Annotated in this window: 8 protein-coding genes; 4 read left to right on the forward strand and 4 right to left on the reverse strand. The window is 41.5% G+C overall.

Features of this window, described 5'->3' with window-relative positions; translation table 11 throughout:
• Window positions 1-210 precede the first annotated feature (210 nt).
• Both VB693_RS16710 and polA read right to left on the reverse strand, forming a co-directional pair.
• On the reverse strand, window positions 211-2049 hold the full coding sequence (locus VB693_RS16710; protein ID WP_323267240.1) for a bifunctional serine/threonine-protein kinase/formylglycine-generating enzyme family protein: 1839 nt from the start codon (window positions 2047-2049) through the stop codon (window positions 211-213).
• 310 nt (window positions 2050-2359) lie between these two features.
• Window positions 2360-5272 (reverse strand): DNA polymerase I, encoded by a 2913-nt coding sequence (polA, locus tag VB693_RS16715; RefSeq protein ID WP_323267241.1) that lies wholly within the window; start codon window positions 5270-5272, stop codon window positions 2360-2362.
• A gap of 269 nt (window positions 5273-5541) precedes the next feature.
• Here polA and VB693_RS16720 point away from each other — a divergent pair, with 269 nt between their 5' ends.
• Window positions 5542-6243: a PEP-CTERM sorting domain-containing protein gene (locus VB693_RS16720; RefSeq protein ID WP_323267242.1), complete on the forward strand. Its 702-nt coding sequence runs from the start codon at window positions 5542-5544 to the stop codon at window positions 6241-6243.
• Between the two features lie 214 nt (window positions 6244-6457).
• Here the strand turns inward: VB693_RS16720 and VB693_RS16725 are convergent, their stop codons facing one another.
• Window positions 6458-8128, reverse strand: coding sequence for a transglutaminase domain-containing protein (locus VB693_RS16725; protein ID WP_323267243.1), 1671 nt, complete (start codon window positions 8126-8128; stop codon window positions 6458-6460).
• 356 nt (window positions 8129-8484) lie between these two features.
• Here VB693_RS16725 and VB693_RS16730 point away from each other — a divergent pair, with 356 nt between their 5' ends.
• The 3 genes from VB693_RS16730 to VB693_RS16740 all read left to right on the forward strand — a co-directional run bounded on the left by VB693_RS16730 (window position 8485) and on the right by VB693_RS16740 (window position 13083).
• Window positions 8485-11379 carry a cation-translocating P-type ATPase gene (locus VB693_RS16730; RefSeq protein WP_323267287.1) on the forward strand — a complete coding sequence of 965 codons (2895 nt, stop codon included), beginning with the start codon at window positions 8485-8487 and terminating at the stop codon, window positions 11377-11379.
• A 130-nt stretch (window positions 11380-11509) separates the two neighbouring features.
• Window positions 11510-12640: a DNA replication/repair protein RecF gene (gene recF, locus VB693_RS16735; RefSeq protein WP_323267244.1), complete on the forward strand. Its 1131-nt coding sequence runs from the start codon at window positions 11510-11512 to the stop codon at window positions 12638-12640.
• Between the two features lie 29 nt (window positions 12641-12669).
• A complete protein-coding gene (locus VB693_RS16740) occupies window positions 12670-13083 on the forward strand; it encodes a hypothetical protein (protein ID WP_323267245.1) in 414 nt (137 codons plus the stop codon).
• Window positions 13084-13257: 174 nt separating this feature from the next.
• On the opposite strand, the gene VB693_RS16745 is transcribed toward VB693_RS16740, so the two are convergent.
• Window positions 13258-13716 (reverse strand): MgtC/SapB family protein, encoded by a 459-nt coding sequence (locus VB693_RS16745; RefSeq protein ID WP_323267246.1) that lies wholly within the window; start codon window positions 13714-13716, stop codon window positions 13258-13260.
• Window positions 13717-13801: the final 85 nt, after the last annotated feature.

Genomic DNA, 13801 nt, shown 5'->3' on the forward strand with positions numbered 1-13801 from the left:
TTATAACTTAGGTCAGATCCCCGACTTCTTTGAGGGGATCTAGAGGTTGGGTTGCAGTTTGATTAAATTTTCAACTTCGTGTATAATGGTTTTGATATCTAGACACTACATTTAGAAAAATTTTTTTCGCCTAACGGCGGCGGAAAAAGAAGGGTAAAAAATAAGAAGTGCAGAGGGCTAAAGGGCAAGAGTGCAAAGGGGAAGGAGTCCTCACGCCACAGCCACCACGCGAAGACCAACAATGTTGTAACGAGACGCGCGAGCGTACCTACCGCGAGTGGCAGAACGGCAATTCCTGGCAAGGTCGTTCCAACTACCGCCACGCAGCAGCTTTATGTTATTATCGCTACCTGTTAACCACGCACTACCATCTGTCGGTGCGCCTCGGTAGCTATTATTATATACATCTTCGCACCATTCCCATATATTACCACACATATCATATAAACCGAAAGAGTTCGGCGGAAATATTCCTACATTTGTTGTTTGTTGACGATATTCACCTTTAGGTGCTGAACCGTAGGGATTGTTACCGTCGTAGTTAACTAAATCAGGGGTGATGGTTTCCCCAAAATAAAACGGTGTGGTTGTCCCTGCTCGACAGGCGTATTCCCATTCCGCTTCGCTGGGTAGCCTGTAGGTTTTTCCTATCTTCTGGCTCAATTTCTCACAAAACTCTACTGCATCATCCCAACTGACTTTTTCTACTGGTCTTTTTTCCCCTTTGAAGTTGGAAGGATTTGTCCCCATGATGGCTTGATACTGTGCTTGGGTAACTGCATATTTCCCCATGAACAAGCCCGGAACTCTCACCTGTCTCTGGGGACTTTCAACTGAGATTCGTTCTGCTTCCCCTGCTGGTGAACCCATTGTAAATGTCCCCCCTGGTATCTGCACCATTTCTAAGCTGATATCATTCCCCAAGTCTTCTGCAAAGTATCTTGCTTGCTCATTACTGCGGTTGGTGATGTTTCCTCTTGCATCTACTGTCACCGTTTCAAATTGAAAGGTTTGTAATCTACTAGTTTGTAACAAACGGTGTACTACAATTGGTAAACCCAACCCAACACCCCCAAACCCAACTGTTTGTATTACCTTGCGTCTTGACCAAGGTGTGATGATTTTTGTAGGTGTTAGCGGTGGTGATATGGGTATAGTTGGCGTTACTTGTCGCTGTTGTGGCTCTGGTATTGGTACAGTTGGCGGTACTTGTCGCTGTTGTGGCTGTAGTGATTTAAGTGCTGTCAACGCCTCCACTGCGGAAGGGTATCTATCCCTAAAGTAATAACTCACCATCTTATTTAACACATCTGCCAACTTCTCGGTGAGATTTGCCCAATTGCGCCAAATTACCTCACCATCAGTAGGGTCTTTTGGTAGTTCATTAGGTTGTAAGCCAGTCAAAGCTTGAATCCCTAACATCCCCACTGCATAGACATCGCTGCTTAACTTTGGTTGTCCGGCTGCTTGTTCACTGGGCATATAACCAAGACTACCAATGGCAACACTAAAACTTGTTTGACCTTGGGTGTTCACCGTCATGGTGTTTACTTCTTTAACTGCACCAAAGTCAATCAAGACTATCTTACCATCTTGACGGCGACGCATTAAGTTTTGCGGTTTGATGTCACGGTGAATAATGTTCTTTTTATGAACTACTGCTAATATTTCTAAGATTTCTTGTAAAAGTTTGGTGACTGCTATTTCTGTTAACTTTTCACCGGGAATAATTTCATGGCTTAAGTCTACGCCATCAATAAATTCTTGCACTAAGTAAAATTCGCCCTTTTCTTCAAAGTGGGCGAACAGTCGCGGGATTTGGTCGCTATCATTGCCTAATTTATATAAAACCTGCGCCTCACTATCAAATAATCTTCTCACAATTCGTAAGACTGCGGGGTCAGAGTTAGGTTTAAGGTGCTTGACTACACACTTTGGCTGTCCGGGTAAGTCTATATCTTGGGCTAGGTAAGTATCGCCAAATCCACCACTACCGAGGATTTTGATAATTTTATAGTGGTTGCGGAGGATGTCACCGGGCTGAGGCATGGTTTTTGAGTTTATTGTGCCAAATTTCTGAGTGTTTGAGCAAGTATGTTTTTAAACGCCAACACAAATTTTATCTCTTATCCTCCGCGCCTCTGCGCCTCTGCGTGAGGGTGTAGCTAAAAATAATAAGTCCCGTAGTGGCGTGTCTAGGCTAAAATGTTGCATTAGATGTAGGTTGGGTTAAGCGCAGCGCAACCCAACATTGATCTCGAAAACTCAACATAGATATTGGTGTTGGGTTGACGTAAGGAAACCCAACCTACAATTTTTTTGCTATTTTGTATTGCAACATTTTAGACGTGTCATGCCACTACTTTGTTTCCATCCAGTTTTCACCTGCTCTTACTTCTACTAGCAATGGGACACTCAAATTTACTGCGCCTTCCATGACTGATTTAATTTGTGGTTGTAATTCTTCCCACTCATCAGGCGGAACTTCAAAGACTAATTCATCATGAACCTGTAATAATAACCGTGCTTGATAGTTTCGCAAAACTTCATGGATTTGCACCATTGCAATTTTGATGATATCTGCACTCGAACCTTGAATTGGCGCATTGGCGGCGGAACGCAGTAAGCCTGCATCGTAAGCACCTAAATTTTTTAATTTACTCAAGTCAATGTCTGCTGGGTCGCTACCTTTGAGTTTGCGTAAACTGTTGATGGTAAACTCAAAATAACGGCGACGACCGAGGATAGTTTCCACATAACCCTGAGATATCGCTTGTTTTTTCACTCCTTCTAGATAAGCAAAAACTTGCGGGTAGCGATCGTTAAACCGTTTGATAAATTCATTAGCTACGTTTTTATCAATTCCGGTAGAACGGGAAAACTTTAATGAACCCATGCCATAAATTACACCAAAATTAATAGTTTTAGCTACTCTGCGTTCATCGGCTGTAATATCTTCTTTTTCAAAGACTAACTTTGCCGTTACAGTGTGAATATCTTCATTCTGCTGATAGGCTTTTACTAAAACTGGTTCTTGACTTAAATGTGCCAGAATTCTTAACTCAATTTGAGAGTAATCAGCAGCTACCATTAACCAACCTGATTCGGGTAAAAATGCTTTGCGAATTTGGCGACTAAAGGCTGTGCGAATGGGTATGTTTTGTAAATTGGGATTAGAAGAAGATAGTCTACCTGTTGATGTTGCTGTCTGATTAAAATTAGTATGTACTCTGTGGGTATCTGGTCTGACTAATGCAGGTAAAGCATCTACATAAGTAGACTTTAATTTTGATAAAGTACGATACTCAATAATGGCATTAACGAAGCCAGTTTCATCAACTTCTTGCAGTTTTTCTAAAGTGGCTGCATCTGTAGAGTAACCAGTCTGAATCTTCCGTGAATATTTGGTACTCAAGCCCAATTTTTCAAACAATATATGACTCAATTGTTTAGGAGAACCTAAATTAAATTTTTCCCCAGCTAATTCAGTTGCTTGTTCATGTAATCTTGCTAAATCTATTTCTAATTGCTGGGAAAGTTCTTTTAAGTAATCTGAATGAATGCGAAATCCAGTATATTCTACTGTTGCTAAAACTTGTTCTAGTGGCTGTTCTACCTCTGTTAATAGTTGAGATAAAGCTGGAATTTTATCTAATTCCTCACGCATTTTTGGCACAAGTTGCCATGTTGCATAAACTTGTAAACAACAATAATGAGCTACACCTACAATATTTATATCTGCAATGGTTTTACCTTTGGGAACTAACTCACTGTAGTTTGTTAATTTTAATCCCAAATAACGCAAAGCTAAATCAGTCAGATTATGGCTAGTGTCTGGATTTAAAACATAGCTAGCCAACATAGTGTCAAATACGATTCCTGCTAAGTTAATGCCTTGAGTGCGAAAAACTAAGCGGTCAAATTTACCATTTTGGAAAGTCTTGGGATAATCAGCACTTTCTAAAATTGGTCGTAGTGCTTTGAGTGCTAAATCCTTATCTAAATTTTCCCCGGTTTTGTGAGAAATGGGAATATAGGCTAATTCCTCAGGTGCAGTTCCCCAGCAGCAGCCAATACCTACTAATTCAGCATCTCTGGGTTCTAAATCACTGGTTTCTGTGTCCCAAGCTACAGGATTTTCTGGGTTAGTGAATGTCTGTAATAGCTGAATTAATTCTGTTAGTTTAGCTTCAGTATTAATGATGCGCGGTTGAATAGGTGAATCGGTGGGTTGAGAAACATTTGCTGTGTCATCAGCACTGAAAAACCACAAATCTTCATCTTCTACATCTGTGGTAGGTGATGCTGTGGTAATTTCCTCAACTTGTCCGCCAAACTTTTGCTGTAGTTCGTTGATTTTCTGTAAATAGAAGTGAAATTCTAACTTTTCTAAGATGGGAGTCAGCAGGCTATGATCAAAACCTTGGAATTTGGAGTCTTCCAGATTCACTTCAAGGGGAACATCTACAACTATTTTGGCTAAATAGCGCGATTTCTCCGCATTTTCTTTGCCTTCTAACAGTTTTTTCTGGGTTGCTTCTTTAATTTTATCTAATGCTGCGTAAATCTGATCTAGGGACTCGTAGGAATTTAGTAACTGAACGGCGGTTTTTTCCCCAATACCCTTGACACCGGGAATATTATCTGATTTATCCCCACACAAGGCTTTAAAATCAACAACTTGTGTAGGTAAAATACCAAGTTTTTCTTTAACTTGTTCTGTACTGAATTCAGTGATGGTATTGGTCGAACGCTTGAGCGCATCGGGACTAAAATTTAAGACAGTGATTTCCTTGGTGGGGTCGATGAGTTGAAATAAATCGCGATCGCCTGTTAAAATTTTCACCTTATACCCAGCAGCCGTGGCTTTCTGCGCCAATGTTCCCAACACATCATCTGCTTCATAACCAGGCGCGGTGTAAATTGGCAGATTGAAACCTTGCAGTAACTCATGCAGATTTTTTAAGTCTGAGATAAAATCCTCTGGCGTTTCTGCACGGCCAGCTTTATAGGTATCGTCAGCTTCGTGGCGAAAAGTTGGTAAACCCAAATCAAAAGCCACAGCCATTGCTTGCGGTTGTTGTGTATCCATGACTTCCAAGAGTGACTTGAGAAAGCCAAAACATACACTAGTAGGAATCCCCGTTTTAGTACGCAGTCCGCCATCTCGTCCTTTGGCAAACGCAAAGTAAGAACGATAGGCTAGGGAGTGTCCGTCTATCAAGATGAACGTGGGACGGGTAGTAGTTATAGAAGCAGAAGTTTGAGACATAGCAATATTGTAGCCAGAAGCTTGCATCACAGAACTAATTGAGCGTGACGCTGTTTCAGCATCCCTCAATTCAAATTTGATGACCTACTAGTAGCTATCACCTTAATATAAATTTACATATATTCCTGAGAAAGTAGATTTTTCAACCTTAATTCCTAGTCAAAACTTTACAAAAAGTTAAGTATATTTCTCAACCCTATTAGCTAAATTTCAGCGTTAAAAATAGGTGAGGAATCTTTGTGAGCATTTTTTTGAGAAGATTATCACCCATGACAACAACACTATTTAAGACTATTGGTGCTGCTACAACCTTAGCGGGAATTATAGCAACTGCTGGTGCTGCTAATGCTGCTACTATTTCTTATTCAGGTGGTACAGATTTTGCTCTAACGGATATTATTGATCAATCAATCAATGTTCAGAAATTTGACGCGTCTCTCGGCACACTCAAAAGTGTCATGTTAGAATTTGATGGCGCAATTGCTGGAGGAGCAGGTTTTGAAAACAGAGGAAATCGTGCGGCTCAAGTAACAGTTAAATTCGCGAGTGATCTGACCTTAAAACTGGATCAAATACTTCTGTCAATCAATCCACAAAATATTTCCACTTATCAAGTAGCTAACTATGATGGCACAACAGATAGTGCTGGTGCATCTGGAAGAACTCTAGATAACCTCTCGGCAGCGCAATCTGGTAGTCAATCTTACACCGATAGTCAAATCCTACAATCCTTTATCGGTACTGGGAACTTAAACTTCTTGTTCTCCGCCATTGCTACATCGGAAATTATAGGTTCAGGCAATATGAGTTCTTACTTCGATACATTTGCGAAAGCAGGTGTTAAAGTAACTTATGATTATGATCCTGTTCAGTCTGTACCTGAATCCTCTACTACACTGGGATTTGGTTTAATCGCAGGTATTAGCTTATTATCTCAACGCAAAAAAAGCTGGCTGAAAGCATCAAACTAATCGAGTTTGTTGAGTGGTATTATTCCACTCTACTGATTAATTGGCATAAAGGTGAATGAATTATTAGAAAAAAATGTTGTAATCAATAGGACAACTGAAAACTCAATTTTAAAAAACCTAGGTTGATTTTATATAACCTAGGTTTTTTATGTATTTAATCGCATTAATTCAGTGAAAAGTGAAAAGTTATCAGTCACCTGATAACTTTTCACTTTTAGAAAGGTGGTAATTCTTGGAGAATGGTAAACCTAATATGATTAATCGCCAAGTCACCCATAGGTATATCTTCCTTGGTTAGTCTCTTCCCTTGACTGCTTAATGTCTCAAAAGAGATACCCTTACCAATTTCAATGTGATACCAACATAAGCCCATGAAAAAGCGCGTGGGATAAGGGCCATTATTGCCCAAGTCATCAGGATTAGATTCCATTGGCAACCAGCCAATACCCGGTATATAGAACTCTAACCACACATGATTAAAATCTGGTTGTAGGGGAACTCCTTGATGTTCACTATGGGGGGGGCATTTATATCTACCGACGGTACGGCAAGGGATGCCATTCAAACGACACAATGCTAGTAATACACCCACATACTCACCACAAGAACCTACACCTCTTTCTAAAACGATATCGGGCGTATCAATGTAGGGTTTGATACCATAGGATAATTCATCGTAAACGTAGTTGCGGATGCTGTACATTTTCCGCAGCAAATTTGTTTCTGAACCAATAGCATCACGGGCAGAACGCCGGACAATGGGGGTATCCATGGCTAAATCATCATTATCCACCAGATAGCGAGTTTGCAGTTCTGGGGATACTTCGGGAATATCTTCCACATCTTTAGGTGTGATGCGATACTTAATCCCCCGCACTTCTAATTGTGCTTTCCAGCCAAATATGTGGCGTTCGCCAGGGGCGAGGGAATCGAATTTAAATACAGCTACCCGTTGTCCATCAATAATTTCTTCTGTGAAGGGGATACCAATGGGTTCGATGTGTTTCACCTTTTGGCGTTCGGTTTCTGAGGGGAGGGCAATACGCCATTCCACATCAGGTATATATACCTCTTCTAACGGGGCAATTTCCTCAGCATAGGACATTTCAATCAAATAGCCATTAGAGAGGGCGTATTTTTTATCTGGGTCGTGATGATAATACAGTGGGTGAATAAAAGTGCGATCGCGGTATGTTAATTCATGATTAGGATCAGCATTGGGGTTATCGCGAATGTAAGGCTCTTCCGAAGCATAGGCTATAAAAATGCTTTCCTTGCCCGTTTCTGTGTCTAGGTGTACTGCTATGCCTGTAGGCGAATCAAAGGGAGTTAAGACGCTAAATCTGACTTCCCCAGTTGCCCGATCCATAGAGTAGACTGTTTGTTCAGTGCGATCGCAAATCCACAGGGTTTCTCGATTGACTGTTAAATTCTCGACCCCAACCCCAGGAGTATAGAATCTAGTAATTTCTTTGCGACTATCACGGTCATAAATCAAGATATAGCCGAGTTTTTGGCAACTAATATAGACTGTGGAATCCCAAACAGCAACACCATCGGCAGTATAGGGCAATGTAGCAAAATGCTCTAAAGCCAAAGACGGGAGTTTGGATACATAAACACTGTTACCACGAGTTACCCAGAGCGTATCTTCCCAGACAGCTAAACCTGTCACCTCACTAAATTCTTCGGTTTGGTGAGGGTTGAGAATTCTACTGTTATCGGTAATAGGGTCAATTTCTAATAAATGCCCCTTAATCGTGTCAATCGCAATTAGTCTATCTTGAATAAATGCAATACCACATAATGTGGCAGCAGTCAATGGTCGAATTGTTCTTTGCCCAAACATTTGGCTAGCTGTCAAACTAGTGGGTGCAAAACTCATATTAAGCATATTTATCAACGGTTTAGCACACCTAGAATTAATTGTGGCATATCTTTAACTGGAATTGGGGATTGGGAATTGGGAATTAGGGATTGGGAATTGGGTATAAACCTAGCTCGCACCCTGTCCCCTGTCCTATATTAAGATTGGTCATAATTATGCTTGAAAATGTTCTCTAAAAAACTCTTGCCTAGGGAATAATACATATGTTGCGCACAAAAAAATTAATGCTTGCTGAGAATCCAATATCATACTTATACAGCTTGGCAATAGTTGTAATGTAACTTTAGTGGATGGTTTTCCTGCCATCACTAAATTATGATCGAATTCTGTAACCATTTCCTGTGACTTACACAATGTCTGGTAATTCTTTGCCTGTTCGCCCAGCGTCTCCGTCAGGAGAAGGTGTCGCCATTTGGCATAGTTTGGAAGTTGATAAAGCACTAGGCCTGCTGGATAGTCATGCAGATAGTGGCTTAACAACCGACGAAATTGAACAGAGGTTGCAAAAATATGGCCCCAATGAACTAGAAGAACATGGAGGCCGCAACGCCTGGGAAATTTTGCTCGATCAGTTCAAGAACATTATGTTGTTGATGCTGATTGCGGTGGCTTTCATTTCTGGGTTTTTAGATTTTATGGCTTGGCAAACTAATCAGCTCAAGCCTGGAGAAGTGCTATTTAAGGATACGATCGCTATTTTAGCGATTGTGATTCTTAATGGTATTTTGGGATACGTTCAAGAAAGCCGTGCGGAAAAAGCCCTCGCCGCATTGAAAAAAATGGCTTCTCCCTTAGTGCGAGTCATCCGCAATGGCAAACTGCTGGATGTCGCAGCCAAGGATGTAGTCCCAGGCGATGTGATGCTGATTGAAGCTGGGGTGCAGATATCCGCCGATGGACGCTTGATTGAACAAGCAAATTTACAGGTGCGAGAGTCTGCACTGACTGGTGAAGCGGAAGCTGTGAATAAACAAGCAACTATACAACTACCAGAAGAAACATCTTTAGGCGATCGCATTAATTTAGTTTTTCAAGGTACGGAAGTCGTCCAAGGGCGCGGTAAGGTGCTAGTAACTAATACTGGCATGACTACCGAATTGGGTAAAATTGCTGTGATGTTGCAGTCGGTGGAGAGTGAACCTACCCCCTTACAGCAACGCATGACCCAGCTAGGTAATGTGCTGGTGACGGGTTCTTTAGTGCTGGTGGCGATCGTTGTGATCGGCGGTATTATTCAAGCTAGAGGTTTCAGCAATTTACAAGACTTGTTAGAAGTTTCTTTAAGTATGGCGGTGGCTGTTGTGCCAGAAGGTCTACCAGCCGTGATTACCGTGACTTTGGCACTAGGAACTCAGCGCATGATCCGCCGCCATGCCTTAATTCGCAAACTGCCGGCGGTGGAAACTTTAGGATCTGTCACTACTATTTGTTCTGATAAAACCGGGACACTGACTCAGAACAAAATGGTGGTGCAATCAATTTACACCAATCTCACTAACTTTCGAGTCACAGGAGAAGGTTATGCCCCTGTAGGTGAGTTTTACTTAGATGGTGAACCAGATAATGCCATTGTCCCAGATGAGTATCCTGCCATCTCGGCTTTACTAGTGGCTTGTGCTGTTTGTAATGACTCAGTGCTGCAAAAAGAACAAGGGGAATGGGCAATTTTAGGCGACCCCACAGAGGGAGCTTTAGTCACCCTGGCGGGGAAAGTTGGCATTGAAAAAGACCAATGGCATAGTAAATTACCCCGTGTGAGTGAATTTCCTTTTACCTCAGAACGCAAGCGCATGAGCGTGATTGCTCAGGTGGAGAACGTAGACACAGGGGAACAGTCTTTTACAGATGTTGATCCAAAACTTGCCGGGTTGATCAATGGTGAACCTTACATCATGTTTACCAAAGGTTCACCAGAATTAATCTTGGCGCGTTGCAGTGAGATTTATGTAAGTACAAACTCAGCACCACTCAGTGAAGAGCAACGTAGTCAAATTTTGGCTCAAAATGACCAAATGGCGAGCAAAGGTCTACGGGTGTTAGGTTTTGCCTACAAACCCCTGGGAGAAGTGCCGCCAGAAGCTTCTGATGAAACCTCAGAGCAGAACTTGATTTGGTTGGGCTTAGTAGGAATGCTAGACGCACCTCGTCCAGAGGTGAGAGCCGCAGTCCAAGAGTGCCGGGAAGCTGGGATTCGTCCGGTGATGATTACTGGCGACCATCAACTAACTGCACGAGCGATCGCCACGGATTTGGGTATTGCTCAAGAAGGTGACAGAGTTCTCACTGGTCAAGAATTGCAACGCATGAGTGACCAGGAACTAGAAGAGCAAGTTGACCTAGTAAGCATTTATGCCAGGGTAGCCCCAGAACATAAACTGCGGATTGTGCAAGCACTGCAACGCCGGGGTAGATTTGTTGCCATGACAGGGGATGGTGTGAACGATGCCCCCGCTTTAAAACAAGCTGATATCGGGATTGCGATGGGTATTACTGGTACTGATGTCAGTAAAGAAGCCAGTGATATGGTGCTACTGGATGACAACTTTGCTACTATCGTCGCTGCCACAGAGGAAGGTAGGGTAGTTTACACCAACATCCGCCGTTTTATTAAATACATCCTCGGCAGTAACATTGGGGAAGTTCTCACCATCGCCGCCGCACCACTTTTAGGGTTGGGCGGTGTTCCACTTACACCTTTACAAATTTTGTGGATGAATTTGGTGACAGACGGTTTACCTGCTTTAGCCTTAGCAGTAGAACCACCAGAACCCGATGTAATGAAACGTCCCCCCTTCAGTCCCCGTGAAAGTATTTTTTCTAGGGGTTTGGGTTCTTATATGATTCGGATTGGGATTGTTTTCGCCATCATCACAATTATTTTGATGCAGTGGGCATACCATCATGCCAGAGCCTACACAGAGGGAGGACTTGACCCTGAGCGTTGGAAAACAATGGTATTCACGACTTTATGTCTAGCTCAGATGGGTCATGCTATAGCCATTCGCTCAAATAATCGCCTAACCATAGAAATGAATCCCTTCTCTAATCTATTTGTATTAGGGGCTGTAATTGTCACCACGATTTTGCAACTAATGCTGGTTTATGTTCCACCCCTGCGAGCATTCTTTGGCACTCAATGGCTACCCCCCACAGAGTTGGCGATTTGTTTTGGTTTTAGTGCCTTAATGTTTGTCTGGATTGAAATGGAGAAACTCTTCTTCCGCTTTATGGGCAAAAAGACTGTGTAGAAGAGGAATACAAGGGAACAGGTGACAGGTGACAGGGGACAGGAAAGAAGCAGAACGGTAAAGGAGACAAGAAATAATTTTTTAACTTTTGACTTTGGACTTTTTTCTGCCCCATTCCTAATTCCTGATTATGTACCTAAAAACCCTACACCTCCGGCATTTTCGCAACTACCAAGACCAAGAAGTGGAATTTACTGCTGCTAAAACAATTTTGGTAGGTAATAACGCCCAGGGAAAGTCTAATTTGTTGGAAGCAGTGGAGTTATTGGCAACATTGCGATCGCATCGCATGGGACGCGATCGCGATTTCGTCCAAGAGGGTGAACCAGTAGCTAAAATTAGTGCCACTGTCGAACGACAAAATGGCGTAAGTGACTTAAGTTTAACTCTCCGTCGCAACGGTCGCCGGAGTGTGGCATTAAATGGGGAGACTTTGCGGCGACAAATGGACTTTTTGGGCGTACTCAATGCCGTCCAGTTTTCCAGTTTGGATTTAGAATTAGTCCGTGGTAGTCCTGAAGTCCGGCGCAATTGGTTAGATACGCTGTTAATTCAGCTAGAACCGGTTTATGTTCACATTTTGCAGCAATATAACCATGTGTTGCGCCAACGTAACGCCCTATTAAAAAAGTTACAAAACTCAGCACCCAGCACTCACAACTCAGAACTCGCCCTTTGGGATGCACAATTAGCCATCACAGGGACAAGGGTAATTAGAAGACGCGATCGCGCTCTACAAAGACTTGCTCCCCTGGCTGCTGCTTGGCACTCTAGCATTAGTGGCAGTACAGAAGTTTTACAAATTACATACGCCCCTAATGTTCCCATCGCTCAAACCCATCCCGAAGAAGTACAGCAAGCTTTTTTAACCAAAATACAGCAGCGAGCCGTTGCTGAACTACACCGAAATACTACCCTGGTAGGCCCTCATCGTGATGAAGTAGAATTAACAATCAATCAAACTCCGGCTCGTCAATACGGTTCTCAGGGTCAGCAGCGAACACTCGTACTAGCATTAAAACTAGCAGAATTGCAACTTATTGAAGAAGTTATCAAAGAGCCACCATTACTTTTACTTGATGATGTTCTAGCTGAACTAGATCCTTCCCGCCAAAATCAATTGCTTGATGCGATTCAAGACCGCTTTCAAACCTTAATCACCACCACTCACTTGAGTTCTTTTGACTCTCAGTGGTTGAATTCTTCTCAAGTTATTTGCGTACAAGCAGGAAAAATATTATCGCCAAATACAATTTTATAAATTAAGTTATTTTTACTAAAATATTCCCTATGCAAGAAACCAAACTTATATTAAATCCCAGTGAAATATTATCACTAGGTGCATCATTACGAAAAATTGAACAAAAACTTCTCAAACAAAATTCTAGTGGAGGTAAATCAAAAATTTGGTTTCAAGGAGAAGAACCATACTTTGATGTTTTTTTTGAATTTGAACATACTGAAATAGTATGGTTTCAATTTACTTTACGTGGTAAATCACTCTCATGGGATGACAAAAAACAGCAATTACAAACAGGAATGACCAATGAATTAAGTATTTATGATGCTAGTTTTTATGCGGCTAGTAAAACAGTTGAAAATGATATAAAAACAGATATTGAATTTATCTATTTAGTAAAATCAATCCTCGAAACAAGGACAAAAGAAGCAGTTTTTGCTCAAGCATTAGAATTATTTAACTAGGAATAACTAGAAACAAAGTAGATGTCTAGAGTAAAAAATGTAGAGTAATAGAGAATGAATATACCCAAGGGACTTAACAAATAAAAAAATCCAGAATAAATCTGATAGTTGTAATTAGATATAGGAATTGAGTACGTTAATTTTTAGAGGTTTCCAATGCCCAATGGCTAAAAACTAATGACTATTTTCTAATTTTTTGAAAAATTTCAGAATAGCAAAAGTTAGCATAGCACCAATCAAACTCAACTGCCACAAACCACATCCAGATGTAATTCCCAAAGCAGCTGATACCCAAATGGCGGCGGCTGATGTTAGTCCGCGAATTTCTAGGTGGTTTGATCCTTGGGAAGATTTACTGACAATTTCTCCAGCACCCAGAAATCCTACACCAGTGGCAATACCTTGAATCACTCGACTGAGAACTTCAGAAATAGTTTCTGATGTAGTTATTTGCAGAGGTATAAGAGTAAATATAGCCGCGCCAAAACTTACCAACATATGAGTTCTTAAGCCGGCTGGTTTTTGCCGAATTTCTCTTTCTAATCCAATAATTGCTCCACTTAGTAAAGCCAGACAAAGCCGGAAAATCATGTTTAGCAAATCATTAGGTTCAATGTGGTAAGTGTTTAACACTTCTATATCTGAGATAAGAGAGACTGTATTCTAGACTAATTGATGAATCCTTACACTTGTTGATGATCACCAAAAAAGTTTACTT

The organism is Anabaena sp. UHCC 0399 (genome assembly GCF_034931465.1).
Lineage (GTDB): Bacteria > Cyanobacteriota > Cyanobacteriia > Cyanobacteriales > Nostocaceae > Trichormus > Trichormus minutissimus.

Bases quoted from the DNA above. Each gene is read 5' to 3' on its own strand.
- VB693_RS16710 (WP_323267240.1), bottom strand. From the start codon at position 2,049: ATGCCTCAGCCCGGTGACATCCTCCGCAACCACTATAAAATTATCAAA.
- polA (WP_323267241.1), bottom strand. From the start codon at position 5,272: ATGTCTCAAACTTCTGCTTCTATAACTACTACCCGTCCCACGTTCATC.
- VB693_RS16720 (WP_323267242.1), top strand. From the start codon at position 5,542: ATGACAACAACACTATTTAAGACTATTGGTGCTGCTACAACCTTAGCG.
- VB693_RS16725 (WP_323267243.1), bottom strand. From the start codon at position 8,128: ATGAGTTTTGCACCCACTAGTTTGACAGCTAGCCAAATGTTTGGGCAA.
- VB693_RS16730 (WP_323267287.1), top strand. From the start codon at position 8,485: ATGTCTGGTAATTCTTTGCCTGTTCGCCCAGCGTCTCCGTCAGGAGAA.
- recF (WP_323267244.1), top strand. From the start codon at position 11,510: ATGTACCTAAAAACCCTACACCTCCGGCATTTTCGCAACTACCAAGAC.
- VB693_RS16740 (WP_323267245.1), top strand. From the start codon at position 12,670: ATGCAAGAAACCAAACTTATATTAAATCCCAGTGAAATATTATCACTA.